Source organism: Pseudomonas auratipiscis (assembly GCF_036324085.1).
In the GTDB taxonomy this organism is placed as follows: domain Bacteria; phylum Pseudomonadota; class Gammaproteobacteria; order Pseudomonadales; family Pseudomonadaceae; genus Aquipseudomonas; species Aquipseudomonas auratipiscis.
In genome coordinates, this window is the sequence record NZ_JAZDCU010000011.1 from 77838 (window position 1) to 102411 (window position 24574).

Sequence of the window (24574 nt, forward strand, 5' to 3'; positions counted from 1 at the left end):
AAAAACCGGGCGGCATGACCGCCCGGTTGTTGCAAGGGGTTACAGGTGAGCTTCGGCGTATTCGGCCAGGATAGAACGCGGCACACCCTGCAGGGTGATGTGCACGCCGTTGGGGAAGTCCTTGAATCGCTCGGTCAGGTAGGTCAGTCCCGAGCTGGTCGCGGACAGGTAAGGGGTGTCGATCTGCGCCAGGTTACCCAGGCAGATCACCTTGGAGCCAGCACCGGCACGGGTGATGATGGTTTTCATCTGATGCGGCGTGAGGTTCTGGCATTCGTCGATCAGAATCAGACTCTGCTGGAAACTGCGACCACGAATGTAGTTCAGGGATTTGAACTGCAGCGGTACCCGCTCAAGGATGTAGTCGACACTACCGTGGGTGTTTTCATCATCCATGTGCAGTGCTTCAAGGTTGTCGGTAATTGCCCCGAGCCAAGGCTCCATTTTTTCCGCTTCGGTGCCCGGCAGGAAGCCGATCTCCTGATCCAGCCCCTGCACGCTGCGAGTTGCGATGATGCGCCGGTAGCGCTTGCTGACCATGGTTTGCTCGATGGCAGCGGCCAGCGCCAGAATGGTTTTACCCGAACCCGCAGCGCCGGTCAGGTTGACCAGGTGGATATCCGGATCCAGCAGCGCGAACAGTGCCAGGCTCTGATGGATATCCCGCGGCTTGAGGCCCCAGGCTTCCTGGTGCAGCAGTGGCTCCTGGTGCAGGTCGAGCAGTAGCAGCTCGTCTTCCTTGATGCCTTTGATCCAGCCGACAAAGCCCTGCTCGTCGATGATGAACTCGTTGATGTGCACCGCTGGCAGGTTGTCGATCATCTGTACCCGATGCCAGGTGCGACCGCGTTCCTGGCGGGTCTCGACCTTGCTGACGCGGTCCCAGAATGATCCGCTGACGCTGTGGTAGCCCTTGGAGAGCAGGGATACGTCGTCAACCAGTTGGTCAGTACTGTAGTCCTCGGCCGCGATCCCACAGGCGCGTGCCTTGAGGCGCATATTGATGTCTTTGGTTACCAGCACCACGTCCAGGTCTTTGCGGCGACTACGCAGCTCAAGCAACTGGTTGATGATGATGTTGTCGTTGAGCGTTTCCGGTAACAGCCTATTTGGCTCGTTGCGCGGGCTCATCAGAATAGACAGCAAGCCCTTGGGCCCACTCTTGCCACGCTGGATCGGTACTCCCTGTTCGACGTCAGCTGGCGAGGCATCGCCCAATGTCTGATCAATCAGGCGGATGGCCTGACGGCATTCGGCGGCGATGGTGTGCTTTCCGGTCTTGAGTTTGTCGAGCTCCTCCAGCACCGTCATCGGTATGGCGACGTGGTGCTCCTCGAAGTTGAGCAATGCGTTTGGATCGTGAATCAGTACATTGGTATCGAGCACATAAAGGATTGGCTGGTTGGAGGAATTGGTGCGTCCTTGATCATCCATACTCGGTCACCTTTGTGGAAGCCATACAACGCAATACCTGGACGGTGCTGCGCCGTGAAGTGGCCGCCGGTTCTCTCCTGGTCCGCGTCGTTACGGGTGGAGAGCTGCCCTCACATAAATGGTGCCCAATGACGCCACCTGTGATGCAGGGTTCGGCGGTCTGTCTTCTTGATACCGCAAAAACCATGACCGGAAAAAGCATTTTTACGTATTTTTGAATTTATTTTTTTTGATGACACTTAGCCCTTGGCGCGAGGTCAAAGCACCGCTAAAGTCATAAATCAGGTCGAGTAAAATTCGCCTCGCCGCCTTTTGCTGAATTGGGCACTTCTCGCCTGATATCAACTTTTTCCCGCAAAATGCCGGCAATCTTCCCAACCAATTCCACTTTGTGCGGTGTGCTTGAGCAACCAGGTCAGCGCCTCCTGCGCCTTGGGTTGAGCATCGTGAAACTGGATCACTCCGCGTCGCCAGATCAACATCAGGGTCAGCACCCGCTGAGCCGATTGCTCGGCGTTGAGCGACGTCTGATCCTGCGCATCGATGTTCCAGAGCAGCACCTGCAAGCCTTGGCTGGCGAAGAATGCCTGACTGTCGGCACGCCGCTGGCCATAGGGCGGCCTGAACAGCGGCACATATTGATCGGGCAAGTTTGCCTGGACGCGGGCCTGACTGCGCAACACCGAATCCTGCCAGTCCTGCCATTGGCCGTGAGAGCGATACTGCCAGCCCTGAATTCCCACGCATTGGCCTTTGTAGAGCGCGCGCACGTCTGCGAGCGAGGTCTTGTCACGGCGGGACTGCAAGCTGTGGCCCAACACGAAAAAGGTTGCACCGAGCTTCTGCCGGCGCAGGTAGTCGGTCAGCGAATCGGTGCCGCCACCAACGGCGCTGGGGCCTGAATCGAAAGTAAGCATGAACAGTCTGTCGTTGAGCTCATCACCATTGCGCTCAAGGTCCGAAAAGCGCTCGATTTCGCTGGAGTTCTGCGGGAACAACGCAGCTTTGCGCAACAGCTCATTCAGGTAGCGCTCATGGAACTCGCGACTGGGTTCGGCCCAACCGCCATAGAAGGAATCACCGGCCACTTCGAACTTCGCTGCCTGCTGGCGAAACTCAGTCGGGGTGTCGATGGCATAACAGAACGACGCGTCCTGATCGCAACTCTGCTGGGCCAAAGCGTAATTGCGCCACAGCTGCTGCCACAGGCGCGAACGCAGCTGATTGATCGACAGCAAATTGATCTGCTTGAGTCCCAGGCGTGCTGCAAGGCTTGGCTCGTCCAGGGCTTCACTGATTTGCAGGGCGTTGGCGAAGGCAAGAACCTCAGCCCGCGAGGCGACATCGAAAAGTGCCGGGTTATCGAGTTGCTCTGGCCAGTTCGCGCGGTCGAACGTGGTCGGCGGCACGGGCGCCGCTTGCGCGGTGACACTCAACAGTCCAGTCAGTAGTAGAAAAGCAATGCGCACAATCGGGCTCTCCGGTTTCCTCGCCGCGCACTATAGCGTCAAGCGTCGGGATGGTCTGTGGCTATCAATGTCATAGCTGGAGATCAGCGCCCTCGCCCCGTAGAATCGGCCCCACGAATTAAGGAGCCCGACCGATGCTGACGGTGATATCCCCCGCCAAGACCCTCGACTACGACACCCCGCCTGTGACCCAGCGCTACACCCAGCCGCAATACCTGGACGACTCCCAGGAGCTGATCGTACAGTTGCGCGAGCTGTCGCCAGCGCAGATCAGCGAGCTGATGCACCTGTCCGACAAACTTGCCGGCCTCAATGCCGCCCGTTTCGGTTGCTGGAACCCGGCGTTCACCCCCGAGAACGCCAAGCAGGCGCTGCTGGCCTTCAAAGGTGACGTATACACGGGGCTAGATGCCCAAAGCCTGAGCGAAGACGACTTCAGCTATGCCCAGGACCACCTGCGCATGCTCTCCGGGCTGTACGGCCTGCTGCGCCCGTTGGACCTGATGCAACCCTATCGCCTGGAAATGGGCACCAAGCTAGCCAACGCCCGCGGCAAGGACCTGTACGCCTTCTGGGGCACGCGCATCAGCGAATGGTTGAACCAGGCCCTGGCCGAACAGGGCGACGACCTGTTGCTCAATCTGGCCAGCAACGAGTACTTCAGCGCGGTCAAGCGCACGGCCCTCAAGGCGCGGATCATCAACACCGAGTTTCGCGACTTCAAGAACGGCCAGTACAAAATCATCAGCTTCTACGCCAAGAAAGCCCGAGGCATGATGAGCCGCTTCGTGATCCAGGAACGGATCAACGATCCGCAGCTGCTCAAGCAGTTTGACGTGCAAGGCTACTACTACAGTGCCGAGCAATCGAAGCCGGATAACCTGGTGTTCCTGCGCGACCATCCGGACGAATAAAACCGCGACAGGCATAGCAAGCGCTCCCACAGCAATTGTGGGGGCGTCGCCCCTCAAAAAGCCATTAAATTGGCGCCTCAAATTTGACGGCTATTTTCCATCAACGATACCGCTCAGACCATTCGTAATTTTTTGACGTTTTTAGAAAAATATTTTTCGATGCTGGCATAAAAACATCTCTGCGCAACTTCATCCTTTGTATATAGGGACGAAACTGTCGCGTGCCATCAATATGAAAGTACTGGCACTTGAAGAATTATTTAAAAATCTTTCACGTCCGCTGAACCCCTCCCGGAACTTATGCCTGCGCATACGGCTCATACCACCCGTAACGATTTTCCATCCTGTTGTGAGAAATGACCTACACCACTGTTGGGAGAAAACCCAACAACTACCTTGAGTTTCAGTCAGGAGATCCGCGCCCGATAAATTCGTCCTAGTGGTTGATTTCAAAGGATTTATCCACTTGAAAGAGCAAGCACTGCAGTATCTGAACACAGAACTGCAATAAAGACGGCTGCATTAAAGGGCACGTCCACAACTATTGGCCACTGGCTACTAACTTCGAGTACAGGAACATTTTGTACTCCCTATTTATATGCCTGCGATCGGTGAAGTGACATCTTTTTGCCACAACTCCGTTCGCCCGGAAAACTGTTGGTTAATCAACCCGGTCTGGCTCTGAAAGTTGAGCCGGCAAGATAAACACATGAGGTGATAGCGATGCGTATCAGCATCTTTGGTTTGGGTTATGTAGGTGCAGTTTGTGCTGGCTGCCTGTCCGCACGGGGTCATGAAGTGATTGGCGTGGATGTTTCCAAGACCAAGATCGACCTGATCAACCAAGGCAAATCGCCAATTGTCGAACCCGGGCTGGAAACACTCTTGCAACAAGGCATCGACACGGGTCGCTTGCGTGGCACCACCGATTTCGCAGCGGCCATCCGCGACAGCGAACTGTCGATGATTTGCGTCGGTACGCCGAGCAAGAAAAACGGCGATCTGGGCCTGGAATACATCGAGTCGGTGTGCCGCGAAATCGGCTACGTGCTGCGCGAAAAAGCCACCCGCCACACCATCGTGGTGCGCAGCACTGTACTGCCGGGCACGGTGAAGAACGTGGTCATTCCGATTCTCGAAGATTGCTCGGGCAAGAAAGCCGGGGTCGATTTCGGCGTCGCGGTAAACCCTGAGTTCCTGCGTGAAAGTACCGCGATCAAAGACTACGACCAGCCGCCCATGACTGTAATCGGTGAACTGGACAAGGCCAGCGGCGACGTTCTGCAGTCGCTGTACGAAGAACTCGATGCGCCGATCATCCGCAAGGACATCGAAGTGGCCGAGATGATCAAGTACACCTGCAACGTCTGGCACGCCGCGAAGGTGACCTTCGCCAACGAGATCGGCAACATCGCCAAGGCCGTGGGTGTCGATGGTCGCGAAGTGATGGACGTGGTCTGCCAGGACAAGTCGCTGAACCTGTCGCAGTACTACATGCGCCCAGGTTTTGCCTTCGGTGGTTCGTGCTTGCCCAAAGACGTGCGCGCCCTCACCTACCGGGCCAGCAGCCTGGACATCAAGGCGCCGCTGCTCAACTCGTTGATGACCAGCAACGACTCGCAGGTGCAAAACGCCTTCGACATCATCGAAAGCCACGACAAGCGCAAAGTCGCCCTGCTCGGCCTGAGCTTCAAGGCCGGCACCGATGATTTGCGCGAAAGCCCGCTGGTCGAACTGGCCGAGCGCCTGATTGGCAAGGGCTACGAGTTGAACATCTACGACAGCAACGTCGAATACGCCCGCGTCCACGGAGCGAACAAGGAATACATCGAATCGAAGATTCCGCATGTGTCCTCGCTGCTCAATGCCGACTTCGACCAGGTCATCAAACACGCCGACGTCATCGTGCTGGGCAACCGCGACGAGAAGTTCCGCGCCCTCGCCCAGCAAGCGCCTGAAGGCAAGCAGGTCATCGACCTGGTTGGTTTCATGAGCAAGGCCACCTCCCCGACCACTCGCACCGAAGGTATCTGCTGGTAAACCCGGCAGGCTGCGCAGGGCCTGCGGGCCCTGCACATCACCCTCCTCATCTCTGGATACGGATGCAGAACATGCAAAGGCTCAAGCACGGCCTGCTACAGGTCGCCGGTTGGCTGTTCTACGTGAGCCTGCTCATGTTGATCGCCCTGGCCTTGCCCAAGTCCATTTTCGACCCTGACTCGAAGGACTTCATTTTCCTCGTCGGCGCCGTCGGTATCTGGCGTTACTCCATGGGTGCCATTCACTTCGTGCGCGGCATGCTGTTTCTCTATGTGGTCTACCCACTGCTGCGCCGCAAGGTACGCAAGCTGGGTAGCGCCGCCGATCCATCCCATGTCTACCTGATGGTAACCAGCTTTCGCATCGATGCCTTGACCACCGCCCAGGTCTACAGCTCGGTGATCCGCGAGGCCATCGCCTGCGGCTATCCAACCACTGTGGTCTGCTCGCTGGTGGAAATGTCCGACGAACTGCTGGTGAAAAGCCTCTGGGAAAAATTCAATCCGCCCGATCGCGTCACCCTCGACTTCGTGCGCATCGCCGGTACTGGCAAGCGCGACGGCCTGGCTTACGGCTTTCGAGCCATCTCCCGCCACCTACCGGACGACAATGCGGTGGTTGCGGTGATCGATGGCGACACCGTGCTCGAAGAGGGTGTGGTACGCAAGACCGTGCCTTGGTTCAAGCTGTTCGGCAATGTCGGTGGCCTGACCACCAACGAATTCTGCGAAGTGCGTGGCGGTTACATCATGAGCGAATGGCACAAGCTGCGCTTCGCCCAACGCCACATCAACATGTGCTCGATGGCCCTGTCCAAACGCGTACTGACCATGACCGGACGCATGTCGGTGTTCCGCGCCGCCGTGGTCACCAACGCCGAGTTCATCGCCGACGTCGAGAACGACTCCTTGCAGCACTGGCGACTGGGCCGCTTCAAGTTTCTGACCGGTGACGACAAGTCCAGTTGGTTCAGCCTCATGCGCCTGGGCTACGACACGTTCTACGTGCCGGATGCAGCGATCAATACGGTCGAGCACCCACCGGAAAAGAGCTTCATCAAAGCCAGCCGCAAACTGATGTACCGGTGGTACGGCAACAATTTGCGCCAAAATTCGCGCGCCCTGGGCCTGGGCATTCGCCGCCTGGGGCTGTTCACCAGCGTGGTGCTGTTCGACCAGCGTGTATCGATGTGGACCAGCCTGCTCGGCCTGACCGTGGCGGTCATTGCCAGCCTCAAGTTCGGTCCGGCGTTCCTGCTGGTGTACCTGCTGTGGATCGGCATCACCCGCTTGATCCTCACTCTGATGCTGCTGTGCTCTGGCCACTCCATCGGCCCGGCCTACCCGCTGATTCTTTATTACAACCAGATCGTCGGCGCGATCATGAAGATTTACGTGTTCTTCCGCCTCGACAAGCAGTCCTGGACCCGCCAGCCCACTGCACTCAAACGCGACCTCGCCAGCTTTCAACAATGGTTCAACACCTGGTCCTCCCGGACCATGACCTTCTCGGCGGCCAGCATCTTCGTTGCTGTGCTGTTTATGGTCGTGTGAGCCGGAACCCGATTGGATTAAACAGGAACAAAATGCCATGAATACCGCCGTGAACGTCAATGTCGTGCATGAGTCCGAAGCCCAGCGCCAGCACGCCCGGGTGCGCATCCCCGCCAAGTTGCGTTATCTGGGGAGCAACCGCGAAACCCTGGAGGTGAAGGTCGACGACCTTTCCGCCGGGGGGCTGAGCTTTCATGCCAAGCACCCGCTGAAAGTGGGTGAGGTACTGCGCGGCCGCTTGCAGTTCACCGTCGACAAACTCGGCCTGGCGATGGACATCGAGTTCCAGGTGCGCTCCTACGATTCCTCCAGCGGCCGCACCGGCGTGCAGTTCCAGAACCTGGAACCGCGCGATATCGCCACCTTGCGCCACATCATCACCTCGCACTTGTCGGGCGAGCTGATCACCATGGGCGACGTGCTAAGCACCCTGCAGCGCGACAACTTCACCAAGGCGCGTAAACAGAAAGACGCCAGCGGTGGCATGAGCGCCTTGGGTCGCCTGCGGGCCGTGACGTTCAGCCTCGGCGTGTTCGTGGTTGGGGTCGCCGCCTTCGGCTTTATCGCTAAATCCGTGTATGGCCTGTATTTCGTCAGTCACGCCCAGGCCGGTGTGGTCAGCGTGCCGACCACCAACGTCACCATGCCTCGCGACGGCACGGTGCAAAGCCTGATCGAAAGTGGTGGCAATGCAGTCAAGGGCGCCCCGCTCGCTTCGTTCAGCACCAGCATGCTGGACATGCTCAAAGGTCACCTGGACGACCAGCAACTGGAACCGAGCAAAGTCGAAGAGCTGTTCGGCAAACAAATGAGCGGCACCCTTACCAGCCCCTGCGATTGCGTGGTCGCCCGCCAACTGGTGGATGACGGCCAGTACGCGAGCAAAGGCCAAGTGATTTTCCAACTGATCCCGCGCACGGCCAATCCAACCATCGAGGCGCGTTTCAGCTATCGCCAGTTCGACGACGTCAAGCCAGGCACCCGGGTCAACTTCCAGATTGCAGGCGACGATCAATGGCGCAGCGGCGAGATCGTCAGCAGCACCAGCCTGAACAGCGAAGACTTGTCTTCCGACATTCGTGTGCAGATCAAGCCAGAAGGCGCACTGCCTAGCGAACTGGCCGGGCGCCCGGTAGCGGTCGACAGCGACAGTGGTCCATCGCTGGACTGGTTGATCGACAAAGCAGTGGCCCGTGGGCTCTAAGAGGATCCGCCCATGACCCTTACTCACTCCCATTGTTGTGCTGCGTTGGGCCTGGCGCTGGCCATCAGCCTGGCCGGTTGTGCAGGGTTGCCCGACCAGCGCCTGGCCAACGAAGCACTCAAGCGCGGCGACACGGCCCTGGCGGAGCAGAACTACCGGCAACTGGCCGACCTCGGTTACAGCGAAGCCCAGGTTGGCCTGGCCGATATTCAGGTAGAAACCCGCGACCCGGCCAAGCTCAAGGAAGCCGAAGCAACCTACCGCGCAGCCGCCGACATTTCGCCCCGCGCCCAGGCGCGCCTGGGTCGTCTGCTGGCCGCCAAACCGGACGCCTCTGCAGCCGAGCGCCAGGAAGCCGAAACCCTGCTCAAGAAAGCCTTCACCAACGGTGAGGGCAATACCCTGATTCCGCTGGCGATGCTCTACCTGCAATACCCACAGAGTTTTCCGAACACCAACGCCCAGCAACAGATCGATCAATGGCGCGCTGCCGGCTACCCGGAAGCGGGCCTGGCGCAGATCCTGCTGTACCGCACCCAGAACACCTACGACCAGCATCTGGACGAGGTTGAGCGGATCTGCAAAGCCGCGTTGACGGCAACCGATATCTGCTATGTCGAATTGGCAACCGTTTACCAGAAACGCGGTCAGGCCGATCAACAGGCTGCGCTGATTGAAAGTGTAAAAAGCGCCTACCAACGCGGCACGATTCCCGCCACCCGGGTCGACAGTGTGGCCCGCGTGCTGGCCGATCGCAGCCTGGGACAGACCGACGAGAAAACCGCCCAGGCGCTGCTCGAACACGTGGCTCCGGTGAACCCCGGCTCCTGGGTCAGCCTGGCACAGTTGCTCTACGACTTTCCCGAACTCGGCGACACTGACAAGTTGATGGAGTACATCGACAAGGGCCGGGCCACCGAGCAGCCTCGGGCAGAGCTTTTGCTTGGTCGCCTGTACTACGAAGGCAAGACCGTGCCGGCCGATGCACACAAGGCCGAACGCCATCTGCTCAGTGCCGCCAATGCCGGTGAAATCAGCGCCCATTACTACCTGGGGCAACTTTATCGCCGCGGCTACCTGGGCAATGTCGACCCACACAAAGCGGTCGACCACCTGCTCACCGCCGCCCGCGGTGGCCAGCTCAGCGCCGACTACGCCCTGGCCCAGCTGTTCAGTGAAGGCCACGGCATCCGCAAGGACCTGGTCAATGCCTGGGTGTTCAGCCAACTGGCGCAGGCCAATCCCAGCGAACAGTCGCAAGCGTTGAGCGCCGAGCTCAACCAGCAACTCTCCCCAACGCAAAAAGCCCAGGCCGAGCGCCTGTTGCAGCAAGAGCGCCAGTCTCGTGGCGCCATCGGCCCAGGCGCAGGCGCCTTGGCCCTGCAAGCTGTGCAAGCCCCTGAACAAGGCGAGGATTCCCTATGACACTCAATCCGTGGATGAAAGCCGGCCTGGGCCTTGGCTTCGCCGTGCTCTGGTCATGCCCGACCCTGGCCGCAATGACTGCCGAAAAGAATTTTGGTCTGGACGTGAAAATCACCGGCCAGTCCGAAGACGACCGTGACCTGGGCACCCGCTCCGGTGGTGACGTCAACGGTCTGGGCCTGGACCTGCGTCCTTGGGTCTACGGCGAACGTGGCAACTGGAGCGCCTTTGCCATGGGCCAGGCGGTAGCCGCCACCGACATCATCGAGACCGACACCCTGCGCCAGTCAGGCGATGAAGCCGAAACCGATACCGGCCGCGCCGACGGTCGCGAGGCAGACAAAAGCTACCTGGCGATGCGCGAGTTCTGGGTCGGCTACAGCGGCCTGACCGCCTACCCCGGCGAGCAACTGCGTTTCGGCCGCCAGCGCCTGCGCAACGACGACGGCATGTGGCGTGACACCAACATCGAAGCGCTGAACTGGACCTTCGACACCACCTTGCTGCGGGCCAACCTCGGCGTGGCCGAACGCTTCAGTGAATACCGCACCGACCTCACCGAACTGGCCCCTGAAGACAAGGATCGCTTGCACGTCTACGGCGACATTGCCACGCAATGGACACCGGGACACTGGGTTGGCCTGCGTGCTCACCACACCCACGACGACGGCAACCTGAAGAGCCCGGGCGAAACGGTCGATGCGCTGGACAAGACGCGCACCGGCGACCTCACCTGGCTGGGCCTTGAAGCCAACAGCGACGCCTACAACTGGCGCAATCAGAACCGCGTCAACTACTGGGGCAGCGTGACCTGGTTGAGCGGTGATCGCGACAGCCTCAACACCACCACCGTCAACGGCGAGCAAGTGGCCAGCGGCAAGCAGAGTGGCGACGTCAACGCCTGGGCCACCGACCTCGGTATCCGCCTGCGCCTTGATCCCAACTGGCAGGTCGGTGCCGCCTATGCCCGCGGCAGCGGCGGCGGTGGCAGCGACGGCTCGAACAACTACGAGCAAACCGGCCTGGAAAGCAACCGCTCCAACTTCACCGGCACCCGCTCGCGGGTACACCGCTTCGGCGAAGCGTTTCGCGGTGAGCTGGGCAACCTCCAGGCGGCCACCTTGTTCACCTCCTGGCAGTTACGCGACGACTACGACGCCAGCTTGATCTACCACAAGTTCTGGCGTGTGGACGGCAACCAGAACATCGGCAGCAGCGGTATCAACGCGGTTGTCGAGGACAACGGCATCAACCGTCCGCTGGTCCAGGGTGAGAAAGACCTTGGTCAAGAAATGGACGTAGTGGTCACCAAGTACTTCAAGCAGGGCTTGTTGCCAGCCGCCCTGAGCCAGTCCATCGACGAACCTTCGGCGCTGGTGCGCTTGCGTGCTGGTGTATTCAAGCCGGGCGACGCCTATGGCAAGGAAGCGGACTCCTACATGCACCGCGCCTTCGTCGACGTTATCTGGCGCTTCTGATGCCTGGAGTGCACTGATATGAGCCTTCAATCAAACACCTTCCAGTGCGTGCTGGCCGGCACCTTGCTGCTGGCCAGCAGCATCGCCCTGGCCAACAGCCAGGCACCGACCACGGTGGCCAAGGAACTGCAGCAGGCCAAGACATACACCGTGAGCAGCGCGCCGATAGAGCCGTTGCAGATTCCCGCGCCGACCCTGCCCGACCTCTCCGGCTACACCGCCGAAGCCGTGCAGAAAAAGATCCAGCGCACCCACAAGGGCAAGGTCACGGTGCGGCGCATGCTGCAGGAAGACGCGCTCAAGGAGTTCATCGGTGGCGACAACAAGATGGCCGAATGGGTGGCGCGTCAACACGGCATCCCCCAGGCCATTTTTATCGATGACGGTCACGTCGACTTCACCGAACTGAGCAAGCACGTACCCAAGCAGTACCTGAGTGAAACCGCACCCGGCGTTTACCTGGCGCGCCTACCCATCGTGGTCGGCGCCAAGGGTGTGCTGGAGATCGACGCCAAGGTCAAGGAACTGCGCCTGTCCCAGGAAGGCGGATCATTCCTGGTCAACGACGGCAAACTGTTCGTCACCGACAGCAAGGTCACCGGCTGGCGCGAGAAGGACAATGGCCCGGCCACGTTCCGCTCCGCCAACGAATTCCGCCCGTTCCTGCTGTCGTGGGGCGGCACCGAGACTTACATCGTCAACACCCAGATGGCCAGCTTCGGCTACGCAAAAAGTAAGTCCTACGGGGTGAGCATTTCCCAGTACACGCCGAACATGGCCAAGCAAATGGGCCGCGCCGAACCCACCGGCTGGATCATTGGCTCGGAATTCAGTGACATGTGGTACGGCTTCTACTGCTACGAAACCAGCGATTTTGTGGTCAAGGACAGCACCTACCGCGACAACATCGTCTATGGCATCGACCCCCACGACCGTTCGCACCGACTGATCATCGCCGGCAACACCGTGCATGGCACCAAGAAGAAGCACGGCATCATCGTTTCCCGTGAGGTCAACGACAGTTGGATCATTAATAACAAGAGCTATGACAACAAGCTCTCGGGCGTGGTGATCGACCGTAACAGCGTCAACAACCTGATCGCCTACAACGAGATTTACCGCAACCATACCGACGGTATCACCCTGTACGAGAGTGGCGACAACCTGATCTGGGGTAACAAGCTGATCAACAACCGTCGCCACGGTATTCGCGTACGCAACAGCGTGAACATCCGCCTGTATGAAAACGTCGCCATGGCCAACGGTCTGGTGGGTGTCTATGGGCACATCAAAGATCTCTCCGACACTGACCGCGACATTGCCCTGGACCCTTTCGACACCAAGGTCTCGCTGATCGTCGTTGGTGGCGAGCTGGCGGCCAACGGCAGCGGCCCGTTGTCAATCGACTCGCCATTGAGCGTGGAACTCTACCGGGTCTCGATGCTGGCCCCGAGCAAGGCCAGCGGTATCAGTTTTTCCGGTGTACTGGGTGAACGTCAGGACGAGATCCTCGACCTGATGGTGCGCCAGCAGAAAGCCGTTTTGATCGATCCGGTCGAACGCCAGACCGAAATGGCGGATTGAGGAAGCCACGACATGACCCCACATTTGATCAAACTGCTTGGACTCAGTGCTGCGCTCATGGCGATCAGCAACGGTGCCCATGCAGACACCGTAATGGCCCCGACCTTCAGCGCCGAGCCGTGCTGCCAGCTGTGCCCCGAGGCACACGATGCCAGCCGTTACACCACCCGCTACCAGCAGAACTTCACCACCCTGGTACAGGCTCAGGGCGACTGGCTGTTCCGTACCCGCGAAGACCTGCGCACCGAGTTCCAGACCACCCCCGCCGGCTACAAACGCCTGCAGCAAGTGCACGATGCGTTCAAGGCACGCGGTATCGAACTGGTCGTGGTTTACCAGCCGACCCGCGGCCTGGTTAACCGCAACATGCTCAATCCAGCAGAAAAAGCCGCGTTCAACTACGAGAAAGCCCTGGGCAACTACCAGGCGATGCTCGCGCGCTTCAGCAAGATGGGCTACAACGTGCCCGACTTGTCGCCGCTGACCAACGAACAATTGGCCGCAGCCGACCAGGGCAAGGACTTCTATTTCCGTGGTGACCAGCACTGGACGCCGTATGGCGCCGAGCGCGCCGCGAAGATCGTGGCCGAAACCGTGCACAAGATGCCGGCCTTCGCCGATGTGCCAAAGCGCGAGTTCGAAAGCCACAAGTCCGGGCGCATGGGCAAGACCGGTACCCTGCACAACGTGGCCGGGCAACTGTGCGGCACCAGCTATGCAGTGCAATACATGGACCAGTTCACCACCGAGCCCAAAGGTGAAAGTGGCGGTGACGACCTGTTCGGCGATTCCGGCAACCCGCAGATCACCTTGGTGGGTACCAGCCACAGTGGCAAGAACTACAACTTCTCGGGTTTCCTTGAACAATACATCGGCGCCGACGTGCTCAACGTCGCCTTCCCTGGCGGTGGCCTGGAAGGCTCGATGATTCAGTACCTGGGCAGCGATGACTTCAAGAACCATCCACCGAAGATTCTTGTCTGGGAATTCTCGCCACTGTATCGCCTGGATCAGGAAACCATCTGGCGGCAGATACTCGCACTGCTCGACAACGGTTGCGAAGGCAAGCCGGCGCTGATGCACGCCAATGCCACGCTCAAACCGGGCAACAACGAACTGATGGTCAACGGCAAGGGTGGTGTGATCAAGGATCTGGTCAACGGCCGGCACCAGTTGGACATCAAGTTTGCAGACACCTCGGTAAAGGTCTTGCAGGCCAAGCTCTGGTACCTCAACGGCCGCCATGAAAACGTGAAGATCGAAAAGCCGGAGACGTCCGATACCGATGGCCGTTTTGCCTTCCAACTGCGCGAGGATGAAGACTGGGCCAGTCAGACCTTGCTGGCAGTGGAGGTCCAGGGCCCGGAAAACGGTACGCAGAAGGTCGAAGCCACACTCTGCAAACGGAGCCGCTCATGAACACACACGCCACATTCACCCACGCCCACAAGGGCCGGGCCAAGGTGCTTGCATTAGCACTGATGCTGGTCGGCCCGGCGGTGCAGGCCGCCGGCCTGGTGCCGCCCCAGGGTTACTACGCGGGTATCGAAAAACTCAAGACCGGGCCCAGCGACTACAAATGCGAAGCCATCCCCAAGCCGTACACCGAAAAGCTGCAGTTTCGCAGTAAGTACGAAGGCTCGGACAAGGCCCGGGCGACCTTGAACAAAGCCTCGGAAAAAGCCTTCCGCGACTCCACCGCGAGCATTACCACGCTTGAACGCGGGGTCAGCAAGCAGGTGATGCAATACATGCGCGATGGCCGCCCACAGCAACTGGATTGCACGCTCGATTGGTTGAGCACCTGGGCACGTGCCGACGCGCTGATGTCCACCGACTACAACCACACCGGCAAGTCCATGCGCAAATGGGCGCTGGGCAGCTTGAGTTCGTCCTGGTTGCAACTGAAGTTCTCCAATTCCCAGCCCCTGGCCGCCCACCAACAGCAAGCCGAGCTGATCGAAAAGTGGTTCGCGCGCCTAGCCGATCAAGTGGTCAAGGACTGGAGCGACTTGCCGCTCGAGAAGATCAACAACCACTCCTACTGGGCCGCCTGGTCGGTCATGGCCACCGCCGTGGCGACCGACCGCCGCGACCTGTTCGACTGGTCGGTGAAGGAGTATCGGGTGGCGGCCAATCAGGTCGATGCCCAAGGCTTCTTGCCCAATGAACTGCACCGCAAGCAGCGCGCCCTGGCCTATCACAACTATGCCCTGCCGCCATTGGCGATGATCGCAAGTTTCGCCCAGGCCAACGGTGTCGATGTCCGCCCGGAAAACAACGCTGCACTCAAACGCCTGGGTGATCGAGTGCTGTCCGGGGTTAAAGACCCGAGCCCGTTCAAGAGCAAGAGCGGTGAGAAACAGGACATGGGTGACCTGAAAATCGACAGCAAATACGCCTGGCTCGAACCCTGGTGCAGCCTCTACAGCTGCAATGCCGATGCGCTGAAGAAAAAACACGACATGCAACCGTTCAAAAGTTTCCGCCTTGGCGGTGACCTGACCCGGATCTACGAAAAGAAATAACGCATCACCTGTAGGAGCGGGCTTGCCCCGCGAAGCGCAAAAAATCTTGCTCCGCATCGCGAGGCAAGCCCGCTCCCACAGGGTTGGTCGATTTGGTTTCCCCGGTGATTTTTCACGGGGGGTTTGGGGGGCTGCTGCCCCGATTGTGGATAACGACAAGGAGAGATCGGGATGGTGTTCTCGTCCAACGTGTTTCTGTTCCTGTTCCTGCCGATCTTTCTCGGCTTGTACTACTTGAGCGGGCAACGCTATCGCAACGCACTGCTGCTGCTGGCCAGTTACCTGTTCTACGCCTGGTGGCGGGTGGACTTTCTGGCGCTGTTTGCCGCAGTCACCCTGTGGAATTACTGGATCGGCCTGAAAGTAGGTGCTGCCGGTGTGCGCACCAAACCGGCACAACGCTGGCTGCTGCTCGGGGTAGCCGTCGACCTGTGCATCCTGGGCTACTTCAAGTACGCCAACTTTGGCGTCGACAGCATCAACGAGATCATGACCTCGTTCGGTCTTGAGCCGTTCATCCTCACTCACGTGCTGCTGCCGATCGGTATCTCCTTCTACATTTTCGAGTCGATCAGCTACATCATCGACGTGTACCGCGGCGACACTCCGGCAACGCGCAACCTGATCGACTTTGCCGCGTTCGTGGCAATTTTCCCGCACCTGATCGCGGGTCCCGTCTTACGCTTTCGCGACCTGGCCGACCAGTTCAACCACCGTACCCACACCCTCGACAAGTTCTCCGAAGGCTGTACGCGCTTCATGCAGGGCTTTATCAAGAAGGTCTTCATTGCCGACACCCTGGCGGTGGTCGCCGACCATTGCTTCGCCCTGCAGAACCCGACCACAGGCGATGCCTGGCTCGGTGCCCTGGCCTACACCGCACAGCTTTACTTCGACTTTTCCGGCTACAGCGACATGGCCATCGGCTTGGGCCTGATGATGGGGTTCCGCTTCATGGAGAACTTCAAACAGCCCTACATCAGCCAGTCGATCACCGAGTTCTGGCGGCGCTGGCACATCAGCCTGTCGACCTGGCTGCGCGACTATCTGTACATCACCCTGGGCGGCAACCGCGGCGGCACCTTCGCCACCTATCGCAACCTGTTCCTGACCATGCTCTTGGGCGGCCTGTGGCACGGCGCCAACTTCACCTACATCATCTGGGGTGCCTGGCACGGCATGTGGCTGGCTATCGAGCGAGCCCTGGGCCTGGACACCAACCCGCAGCGATTCAACCCGATCAAATGGGCATTCACCTTCCTCCTGGTGGTGGTCGGCTGGGTCATCTTCCGTGCCGAAAACCTCAACGTGGCCGGGCGTATGTACGGCGCCATGTTCAGCTTCGGTGACTGGCAGTTGTCTGAACTCAACCGCGCCAACCTCACCAGCCTGCAAGTGGCAACCCTGCTGCTGGCCTACGCCACCCTGGCGTTCTTTGGCCTACGCGACTTCTACCGCAACGCTAAGCCAACGCCCAAGGCCAGCCCGGTGGCAGTCCATGCCGACGGCAGCCTGAGCCTGGACTGGGGGCTGTACGCCACCCGCGCCCTGGTGCTGCTGCTGTTCGTCGCCTCGATCCTCAAACTCTCGGCACAAAGCTACTCGCCGTTTCTCTACTTCCAGTTCTGAGTGAGCCGACCATGACCCGATCATTACGCAAACTCTACGCCGTGTTGTTTCTCGTCCTGCTCCTGGGCCTTGGGGTGTGGTCACTGGGCGGCCTCAGCAGCTTCCAGCGCACGGCACAAATGAGCGTGCTCGACGGCAAGCTGGCCAAGGCCGCGGAAACTCATTACGACGCGCAATTTCCGCTCAAGCGCATCGGCACCAACCTCTGGGCAGCGCTGGACTTCAAACTGTTCAACGAAGGCCGTCCCGGTGTGGTGCTGGGTCGAGACAACTGGCTGTTCAGCGACGAAGAGTTCAAGCCGGTCGCCAACAGCGACCAGTTCGAACAGGAAAACCTGGCGCTGATTCGCGGCGTGCGCGACACCCTGCAACAGCATGGCGTGCAGTTGGTGCTTGCCATCGTGCCGGCCAAGGCGCGCCTCTACAGCGAGTACATCGGCGAACAGACTCCGGCCAGTCTGCACACCGACCTGTACAACGAGTTTCACGCCCAGGCCCGTCAGGCGGGCGTGTTCGCCCCCGACCTGCTGTCTGCACTGCAAAGCGCGAAAAGCCGGGGCCAGGTGTTTTTGCGCACCGACACCCACTGGACGCCGATGGGTGCCGAAGTTGTCGCCCAGCACCTGGCAGAAGCTGTCAGCCGTCAGAACCTGCTCAATGGCGAGCCGCAGCATTACGTTACCGAACAGCGCCAGAGCGCGCCGTACAAAGGTGACCTGACCAACTTCCTGCCGCTCGACCCACTGTTCAGCAACCTGCTGCCACCACCGGACACCCTGCAAGCGCGCAACACTCGCCCGGCCGAAGGCGCAAGCGCGAGCGACGACGCGCTGTTCGCCGACAACGAAATCCCCGTGGCGCTGGTCGGCACCAGCTACAGCGCCAACCCCAACTGGAACTTCCTCGGCGCCCTGCAACAAGCGCTGCGCAGTGACGTGGTCAATTACGCCGAAGACGGCCATGGACCGCTGCTGCCAATGCTCAAGTACCTGCAGGGCGGCGCCTTCAAGGACAGCGCCCCACAGGTGCTGATCTGGGAGTTCCCGGAACGGTATCTGCCAATGAAGAACGACCTCAGCGACTTCGATCCGCAGTGGATCGCCCAGCTGAAGAAAACCCGTAATGCCAATCAAGACCTGGCCCTGTCGTCCAATCGGACGGAACACTGAGAGGTAACGCACATGACCACCAAGCACCGTATTGCCAAAGCCTTTGCCCTGACCGCCGGTATGAGCCTGCTTTCACTGCAGGCCTGGGCCGGCGCCGATGCCGCCCTCTATGGCCCGAGCGCGCCGAAAGGTTCGACCTTCGTGCGCATCTACAACGCCGACAACCAAGCGGTCAGCGCCAGCGTCGGCAACACCCAGATCAACGATGTGGGCGCGCAGGCCAGTAGTGACTTCAGCTTCATGCCGCAAGGCGACTACAGCGCCAAGCTCGGTAGCCAGAGCCTGCCGGTCAAGCTCGCCTCCGATCATTACTACACCCTGGTCAACAACGCCTCGGGCAAGCCGCAACTGGTCGAGGAACCGCCGTTCAAGAACAAACAGAAATCCCTGGTACGGGTACAGAACCTCACTGACCAGGCCCTGACCCTGAAAACCGCCGACGGCAAGACCGAAGTGGTCAAGCCGGTGGCCGCCAAGGCCCGTGGCGAGCGCGAGATCAACCCGGTCAAGGTCAGCCTGGCCCTGTATGAAGGCGACAAAAAAGTCAGCGATCTGAAGCCGGTGGCCTTGGAGCGCGGCGAAGCAGCGGTGCTTTACGTCACCGGATCCGGCAGCAACCTGTCGCCGGTCTGGGTCAAGCGCCCGGTATCGACCCGTTAATCAACTGCCTATTTCAATCTTCGGAGAACACTCATGATTCCAGTCATTCTGTCCGGTGGTAGCGGTTCGCGTCTGTGGCCCCTGTCGCGCAAGCAATTTCCTAAACAGTTTTTGGCCCTGACCGGCGAACACACCTTGTTCCAGCAAACCATCGAACGCCTGGTGTTCGAAGGCATGGACGCCCCGATGGTGGTCTGTAACAAGGACCACACTTTTATCGTCCAGGAGCAACTGAGCAGCCTGAAACTGCAAACCCAGGCCATCCTGCTTGAGCCCTTCGGGCGTAACACTGCGCCAGCGGTTGCCCTGGCAGCCATGAAACTGATCAACGAAGGCCGTGACGAGCTGATGCTGGTGCTGCCTGCCGACCATGTGATCGACGACCAGAAAGCCCTGCAACGTGCCCTGGCCCTGGCTACCGTCGCCGCAGAGCGTGGCGAAATGGTGCTGTTCGGCGTGCCGGCAACCAAGCCGGAAACCGGTTACGGCTACATCCGTTCCAGCCAGGACGCACTGCTGCCGGAAGGCGTCAGCCGGGTTGCCCAGTTCGTCGAGAAACCTGACGAAAAACGTGCCAAGGAGTTCGTCCAGGCCGGTGGCTACTTCTGGAACAGCGGCATGTTCCTGTTCCGCGCCAGCCGCTTCCTTGAAGAGCTGAAAAAGCACGACCCGGACATCTACGACACCTGCCTGCTGACGCTGGAGCGCAGCCAGGAAAACGAAGACACTCTGAACATCGATGAGGCCACGTTCGCCTGTTGTCCGGACAACTCCATCGACTATGCCGTGATGGAAAAGACCCAACGCGCCTGTGTTGTACCGCTCAGCGCCGGCTGGAGCGATGTCGGTTGCTGGTCGTCGCTGTGGGATGTGCACGAGAAAGACACCAATGGCAACGTCACCAAAGGTGATGTGGTGGTCCAGGACAGCCACAACTGCATGATCCATGGCAACGGCAAACTGGTTTCGGTGATCGGCCTTGAGAACATCGTGGTGGTCGAGACCAAGGACGCCATGATGATTGCCCACAAGGACAAGGTTCAGGGCGTAAAACAGCTGGTCAACACCCTCAACGAGCAGGGCCGCAGCGAAACCCAGAACCACTGCGAAGTGTATCGCCCGTGGGGCTCCTACGACTCGGTGGACATGGGCGGACGCTTCCAGGTCAAACACATCACGGTCAAGCCTGGTGCCTGCCTGTCGCTGCAAATGCATCACCACCGCGCCGAACACTGGATCGTGGTGTCCGGTACGGCCGAGGTGACCTGTGATGAAAACGTGTTCCTGCTGACCGAGAACCAATCGACCTACATCCCGATCGCCTCGGTCCATCGCCTGCGCAATCCGGGCAAGATCCCGCTGGAAATCATCGAAGTCCAATCGGGCAGCTACCTGGGCGAAGACGACATCGAGCGCTTCGAAGACATCTACGGTCGCTCGACACCTATCGAGCGAGGTATCTCGATCAAGACCATCGCCCAGTAAAATCATGCCCGGCTCCTATCCTTCTCAATAGGGGCCGGGCATGCCGGCGATGCTTTTGAGGGCAAGCATTTTTACGGTTAGGATAAAGGCACACCCGCATTCAAGGCTGTGTCCATGCTTATCGGCGCCCTGCTCGTCCTCACCTGGCTGGTTCTGCTGCTGCGTTACCCCGCCAAAGCCCTGCCCATTTCCGTAGCGGCCGTTTTCGGCCTCGGCTTGGTGGCGCTGTGGGTAGTCTGGCAGGATAACCGCGAAACCCGCCAACTGGCCCGGCTCGAACTGCGCCTGAGCTATGCGCCACAAACCTGCCCGGCCGACCGCCCCCTGCGCGTCGAGATGAAAAACGGCAACGAAGTACCCCTGCAAACTTTGCGCTGGCGGGTCGCCGCTTATGCCCCCGGCGATAGCGTCAACCTCAGCGAAAACACCTACAGCGCACCGCGTTACCGTGGCCCAGGCGCGTTGCAGCCTGGCGCCGAATGGAGCGACTGCCTGCCGCTGCCGGCGTTGCGCCCGGGTTATCGTCCGCAGTCTCTGGAGTTCAGGGCCGAACAACTACGCGGCAGCTTTTCCAACTAGCGTTTCCGTCTGCCAGTGAGCTGGGTATGATCGGGCTCTCTTCTTCTGCGCTGCGAAGGATCGTCCATGCCCATCGTCCTTATCACCGGTTGTTCCAGCGGCATTGGCCGCGCCCTCGCCGAACGTTTCAGAGATGCCGGTTATGAAGTCTGGGCAACGGCACGTAAAGCTGAAGATGTCTCACGTCTGGACGCTGCCGGTTTTACCGGCCGCCAGTTGGACGTCAACGATGCCCAGGCGCTGCAAGGCCTGAGCGAGGAAATTCAGGCGCTGCATGGCGGCCTCGACATGCTTATCAACAACGCAGGTTACGGCGCCATGGGTCCTTTGCTCGATGGTGGCGTCGAAGCCATGCAGCGCCAGTTCGAAACCAACGTCTTTGCCCTGGTTGGCGTCACTCGCGCGCTGTTCCCGGCGCTGCGTCGCAACAAAGGCCTGGTGGTGAACATCGGCAGTGTTTCCGGGGTTCTGGTAACCCCTTTCGCGGGTGCCTACTGCGCGTCAAAAGCTGCGGTACATGCGCTGAGCGACGCCCTGCGCCTGGAGCTGGCGCCCATGGGCATCCGGGTCATGGAAGTGCAGCCAGGCGCGATTGCCACACAGTTTGCCGACAACGCCCAGACTCAGGCCGAGCAGGTGCTGGCAGCCGACTCGCCTTGGTGGCCGCTGCGCGAACAGATCCACGCCCGCGCCCGCGCCTCGCAGGACCGCCCAACTTCAGCAGCAGTGTTCGCCCAGGGCCTGTTGGCGGCCGTGGAAAAACAGCCCACCCCATCGCTGGTACGCCTGGGCAACGGCAGTCATGCCTTGCCGCTGCTGGCCCGCTGGCTGCCGCGTTCGCTGTTGGACAAAGTGTTGAAGAAGCGCTTCGGCCTCAATCGTCCGTTGTAACCGCGGCCGTCATCGCCGGGTCGAATGCTTGCCAACCGCCGCCCAAGGCCTTGTACAAACCCACCAGGGCCTGTGACACCGCGGCCGAGCTCTCGACCCACTGCTCCTCGCTGGCCAGCAAGGCGCCCTGAACACTGAGCACACTGAGAAAATCCACCGCGCCTTCGACGTATTGCTGCTGCGCCGTCTGCAAGGCAACACGGTTCTGGCGCACGGCTTCAGCCAGCAGGTCGCGGCGCAGCTGGCTGGCGTTGTACAGCCGCAGGACATCGTCGATCTCATGCCAGGCACGCAACACCACTTGCTGGTAGTGCAACGCGGCTTCCTGCTGCTGGGCTTCGCGCAACTTGAGCACGCCAGTCAAGCGTCCACCTTCGAATATCGGCAGGCTCAACTGCGGCCCGATGCCGAATCGGCGCGAATCCCAGCCTCCGAAATCGGACAATTGCATCGACTGAAAGCCGACATTGCCCGACAAGCGAATGCTCGGGTAGAAATCAGCCTTGGCCACACCGATATTGGCTGTGGCGGCATGCAATTGAGCGTTGGCCTGGAGAATATCCGGGCGTCGCTGAGCCAGCTCCGAGGGCACGCCAATCGCAAAGCGCTGCTGCGGCGCCGGCATCTCGGCCGGCGCCAGCAATTGGGCCTGCAAGCTGCGCGGTGGCTCGGCGAGCAACAGGCTCAGGGCATTGATCAATTGCGCCTGGCGCTCCTCCAGTGTTGGCAGGCGCGCCTCGATAGAGGCCACCTGGGCGCTGGCCTGGGCAACGTCCAGCGTGGTGGCGACACCATCACGCAAGCGCATTTGCGACAGGCGCAGGCTATGCCGCGAGACCTCGAGGTTTTCCCGGGTGACCTTCAAGTTGCTCTGTACCGCGCGCAATTGAATGTAGTTGCCAGCGGTCTCGGCCAGCAATGACAGCAGCACGCCACGCCGGTCATTCTCGGCGACTTCCACCACCGCATCAGCGGCTTCGACCTGACGGCGTACCCGGCCCCACAGATCCAGCTCCCAACTGGCGGTCAGGTCACCTTGCCAGAGGTTGAACGCCGACTTTCCGCCTTTGCCCGAGGGATCGCTCAGACCTTGGGCGCTGTTGCGGCCACGGCTGTAACCGGCGTCCAGGTCGACCGCTGGGGTTTGCTCGGAAGCAATGCTGGTACGCAGCGCACGGCTTTGCAGCAATCGCGCGCTGGCGATCTGTAGGTCGAGGTTGCCTTGCGTGGCGCGCTCGATCAGGGCAGTGAGTTTGGCGTCGTGAAAGCTCTCCCACCAGCGTTGCTCCAGCGGCTCGGCCTGAGCCTGGCTCGGCGCTGGCATCTCCTGAAGCGCAGGCCAATGAGCCGGGGCCTTGCCCGAAGGCGCGTGAAAATCGGGGCCTAAAGTACAACCGGCGAGCAAGCTCAGCAGCAATGGGCACAAGGCGAACGCAGGTTTCATCGGGCGCTGACCTCTTCACCGACGGCGAGCTGGGCGCCGGTATCAATTTTCGCCACCACCGACATGCCCACACGCAGGCGCTGCAGCAAAGGTTGGTCGGCATCGAAAACAATCTTCACCGGAATCCGCTGCACCACCTTGGTGAAATTACCGGTGGCATTGTCCGGTTTGACTGCCGCAAAGGTCACCCCGGTGGCAGGCGCGATACTCTCGACATGCCCCTTGAGGTATTGGTCGGCAAAGGTATCGACCAGGATCTGCACCGGTTGCCCAGGCTGCACATGGGTGAGTTGGGTTTCCTGAAAGTTGCCGACCACATAGGCATGCTCCAAGGGCACCACCGACAGCAGCCGAGCCCCCGGATTGACATAGGCACCGACGCGCACCGCACGTTCGCCAACCATGCCGTCAATCGGTGCGACGATGCGGGTATAGGAAAGATCCAGCTGCGCTCGCTCAAGGCTTGCCCGGGCATGCTTGAGCCCACCCTCAGCGCTGTCGACCTGCGCGGTAAGGATATCCACTTGTTTGCGTGTCGCGGCCAACGCTGCTTGCGAATTGGCCAGGCGGGCACGCGCCTGATCCACTCGACTGCGCGCCTGCTGGGCGTTCTGTACGGTGCCGGCGCCCTGCTCGGCCAGACGGCTGTGACGGGTCAGCTCATGATTGGCAAACGCCAGTTCAGCCTGGTCGGCGCTTACCGCCGCCTGTGCCTGGGCGATCACGGATGCCTGGCGCTCAAGGGTCGCCCGGGCATTGTGCAGTTGGGCGGTGGACACCAACAGTTGCGCCTGGACCGCCGCCAGTGCGGCCTGATAATCACGGTCGTCGATCAGCGCCAGCACCTGGCCGGCCTTGACCTGCTGGTTGTCTTCAACCAGCACTTGTTTGATAAAACCCGCCACTTTCGGCGCAACCACGGTGTAATCGGCAGATACATAGGCGTCGTTGGTGCTCTGCTCGGTATCGCGGCCCAGCAGCATCGGGCCGACCACACCTGCCAGTCCTGCAACCACCAACGCGGCAACAATCAAGGCGGTTTTTCGATGCGTCGTTATCGTCGTCATGTTTTTCTCTCAGAACAAGCG

At 60.2% G+C, this 24574-nt stretch carries 19 protein-coding genes; 15 read left to right on the forward strand and 4 right to left on the reverse strand.

Going from position 1 to position 24574, the window contains the following annotated elements; all coding sequences use genetic code 11:
* Positions 1-39: 39 nt before the first annotated feature.
* Positions 40-1434 carry a PhoH family protein gene (locus tag V0R60_RS16505; protein ID WP_330080111.1) on the reverse strand — a complete coding sequence of 465 codons (1395 nt, stop codon included), beginning with the start codon at positions 1432-1434 and terminating at the stop codon, positions 40-42.
* 341 nt (positions 1435-1775) lie between these two features.
* A complete protein-coding gene (locus tag V0R60_RS16510) occupies positions 1776-2903 on the reverse strand; it encodes a polysaccharide deacetylase family protein (protein ID WP_330080110.1) in 1128 nt (375 codons plus the stop codon).
* 134 nt (positions 2904-3037) lie between these two features.
* Here V0R60_RS16510 and yaaA point away from each other — a divergent pair, with 134 nt between their 5' ends.
* The 15 genes from yaaA (at position 3038) to V0R60_RS16585 (ending at position 22042) form a co-directional block, all read left to right on the forward strand.
* The gene (gene yaaA / locus V0R60_RS16515; protein WP_136474642.1) at positions 3038-3817 is read left to right on the forward strand and encodes a peroxide stress protein YaaA; all 780 of its coding nucleotides are present in this window, start codon (positions 3038-3040) and stop codon (positions 3815-3817) included.
* Between the two features lie 723 nt (positions 3818-4540).
* Positions 4541-5857, forward strand: coding sequence for a GDP-mannose 6-dehydrogenase (algD, locus tag V0R60_RS16520; RefSeq protein ID WP_330080109.1), 1317 nt, complete (start codon positions 4541-4543; stop codon positions 5855-5857).
* Positions 5858-5919: 62 nt separating this feature from the next.
* Positions 5920-7410: a mannuronan synthase gene (alg8, locus tag V0R60_RS16525; protein WP_371922247.1), complete on the forward strand. Its 1491-nt coding sequence runs from the start codon at positions 5920-5922 to the stop codon at positions 7408-7410.
* A 37-nt stretch (positions 7411-7447) separates the two neighbouring features.
* Positions 7448-8614 (forward strand): alginate biosynthesis protein Alg44, encoded by a 1167-nt coding sequence (locus V0R60_RS16530; RefSeq protein ID WP_136474639.1) that lies wholly within the window; start codon positions 7448-7450, stop codon positions 8612-8614.
* 12 nt (positions 8615-8626) lie between these two features.
* On the forward strand, positions 8627-10039 hold the full coding sequence (gene algK, locus V0R60_RS16535; RefSeq protein WP_330080108.1) for an alginate biosynthesis TPR repeat lipoprotein AlgK: 1413 nt from the start codon (positions 8627-8629) through the stop codon (positions 10037-10039).
* Positions 10036-11517 (forward strand): alginate export family protein, encoded by a 1482-nt coding sequence (locus tag V0R60_RS16540; RefSeq protein WP_330080107.1) that lies wholly within the window; start codon positions 10036-10038, stop codon positions 11515-11517. The genes algK and V0R60_RS16540 overlap by 4 nt, the downstream gene beginning before the upstream one ends.
* Positions 11518-11535: 18 nt before the next feature.
* Positions 11536-13101, forward strand: coding sequence for a mannuronan 5-epimerase AlgG (gene algG, locus V0R60_RS16545; RefSeq protein WP_330080106.1), 1566 nt, complete (start codon positions 11536-11538; stop codon positions 13099-13101).
* Between the two features lie 12 nt (positions 13102-13113).
* Complete coding sequence (locus V0R60_RS16550; protein WP_330080105.1) at positions 13114-14520, forward strand: alginate O-acetyltransferase; 1407 nt, start codon at positions 13114-13116, stop codon at positions 14518-14520.
* The gene (locus V0R60_RS16555; protein ID WP_330080104.1) at positions 14517-15629 is read left to right on the forward strand and encodes a mannuronate-specific alginate lyase; all 1113 of its coding nucleotides are present in this window, start codon (positions 14517-14519) and stop codon (positions 15627-15629) included. The genes V0R60_RS16550 and V0R60_RS16555 overlap by 4 nt, the downstream gene beginning before the upstream one ends.
* A gap of 171 nt (positions 15630-15800) precedes the next feature.
* Positions 15801-17258, forward strand: coding sequence for an MBOAT family O-acyltransferase (locus V0R60_RS16560; RefSeq protein ID WP_136474633.1), 1458 nt, complete (start codon positions 15801-15803; stop codon positions 17256-17258).
* A gap of 11 nt (positions 17259-17269) precedes the next feature.
* Positions 17270-18427, forward strand: a complete 1158-nt coding sequence (locus V0R60_RS16565; RefSeq protein ID WP_330080103.1) for an alginate O-acetyltransferase — start codon at positions 17270-17272, stop codon at positions 18425-18427.
* Positions 18428-18439: 12 nt separating this feature from the next.
* Positions 18440-19087, forward strand: a complete 648-nt coding sequence (locus V0R60_RS16570) for an alginate O-acetyltransferase AlgF (protein WP_203479469.1) — start codon at positions 18440-18442, stop codon at positions 19085-19087.
* Positions 19088-19120: 33 nt separating this feature from the next.
* Positions 19121-20572 (forward strand): mannose-1-phosphate guanylyltransferase/mannose-6-phosphate isomerase, encoded by a 1452-nt coding sequence (locus V0R60_RS16575; RefSeq protein ID WP_136474630.1) that lies wholly within the window; start codon positions 19121-19123, stop codon positions 20570-20572.
* Between the two features lie 114 nt (positions 20573-20686).
* Complete coding sequence (locus V0R60_RS16580) at positions 20687-21151, forward strand: multidrug transporter (RefSeq protein ID WP_136474629.1); 465 nt, start codon at positions 20687-20689, stop codon at positions 21149-21151.
* A gap of 66 nt (positions 21152-21217) precedes the next feature.
* Positions 21218-22042, forward strand: a complete 825-nt coding sequence (locus V0R60_RS16585; RefSeq protein WP_330080102.1) for an SDR family oxidoreductase — start codon at positions 21218-21220, stop codon at positions 22040-22042.
* Here V0R60_RS16585 and V0R60_RS16590 read toward each other — a convergent pair.
* Together V0R60_RS16590 and V0R60_RS16595 are read right to left on the reverse strand one after the other, a co-directional pair.
* Entirely contained in the window at positions 22026-23486 is a 1461-nt protein-coding gene (locus V0R60_RS16590; RefSeq protein WP_330080101.1) for an efflux transporter outer membrane subunit, read from the reverse strand. The genes V0R60_RS16585 and V0R60_RS16590 overlap by 17 nt on opposite strands.
* Entirely contained in the window at positions 23483-24544 is a 1062-nt protein-coding gene (locus V0R60_RS16595) for an HlyD family secretion protein (RefSeq protein ID WP_330080135.1), read from the reverse strand. Before V0R60_RS16595 ends, V0R60_RS16590 begins: the two co-directional genes overlap by 4 nt.
* Between the last annotated feature and the right edge of the window lie 30 nt (positions 24545-24574).

Excerpts from the sequence above, each read along its gene's own strand:
- V0R60_RS16585 (WP_330080102.1), top strand. The coding sequence starts at position 21,218 with ATGCCCATCGTCCTTATCACCGGTTGTTCCAGCGGCATTGGCCGCGCC.
- alg8 (WP_371922247.1), top strand. The coding sequence starts at position 5,920 with ATGCAGAACATGCAAAGGCTCAAGCACGGCCTGCTACAGGTCGCCGGT.
- algD (WP_330080109.1), top strand. The coding sequence starts at position 4,541 with ATGCGTATCAGCATCTTTGGTTTGGGTTATGTAGGTGCAGTTTGTGCT.
- V0R60_RS16530 (WP_136474639.1), top strand. The coding sequence starts at position 7,448 with ATGAATACCGCCGTGAACGTCAATGTCGTGCATGAGTCCGAAGCCCAG.
- yaaA (WP_136474642.1), top strand. The coding sequence starts at position 3,038 with ATGCTGACGGTGATATCCCCCGCCAAGACCCTCGACTACGACACCCCG.
- V0R60_RS16580 (WP_136474629.1), top strand. The coding sequence starts at position 20,687 with ATGCTTATCGGCGCCCTGCTCGTCCTCACCTGGCTGGTTCTGCTGCTG.
- algK (WP_330080108.1), top strand. The coding sequence starts at position 8,627 with ATGACCCTTACTCACTCCCATTGTTGTGCTGCGTTGGGCCTGGCGCTG.
- V0R60_RS16565 (WP_330080103.1), top strand. The coding sequence starts at position 17,270 with ATGACCCGATCATTACGCAAACTCTACGCCGTGTTGTTTCTCGTCCTG.
- V0R60_RS16555 (WP_330080104.1), top strand. The coding sequence starts at position 14,517 with ATGAACACACACGCCACATTCACCCACGCCCACAAGGGCCGGGCCAAG.
- V0R60_RS16540 (WP_330080107.1), top strand. The coding sequence starts at position 10,036 with ATGACACTCAATCCGTGGATGAAAGCCGGCCTGGGCCTTGGCTTCGCC.
- V0R60_RS16560 (WP_136474633.1), top strand. The coding sequence starts at position 15,801 with ATGGTGTTCTCGTCCAACGTGTTTCTGTTCCTGTTCCTGCCGATCTTT.
- V0R60_RS16590 (WP_330080101.1), bottom strand. The coding sequence starts at position 23,486 with ATGAAACCTGCGTTCGCCTTGTGCCCATTGCTGCTGAGCTTGCTCGCC.
- V0R60_RS16570 (WP_203479469.1), top strand. The coding sequence starts at position 18,440 with ATGACCACCAAGCACCGTATTGCCAAAGCCTTTGCCCTGACCGCCGGT.
- algG (WP_330080106.1), top strand. The coding sequence starts at position 11,536 with ATGAGCCTTCAATCAAACACCTTCCAGTGCGTGCTGGCCGGCACCTTG.
- V0R60_RS16505 (WP_330080111.1), bottom strand. The coding sequence starts at position 1,434 with ATGGATGATCAAGGACGCACCAATTCCTCCAACCAGCCAATCCTTTAT.
- V0R60_RS16575 (WP_136474630.1), top strand. The coding sequence starts at position 19,121 with ATGATTCCAGTCATTCTGTCCGGTGGTAGCGGTTCGCGTCTGTGGCCC.
- V0R60_RS16550 (WP_330080105.1), top strand. The coding sequence starts at position 13,114 with ATGACCCCACATTTGATCAAACTGCTTGGACTCAGTGCTGCGCTCATG.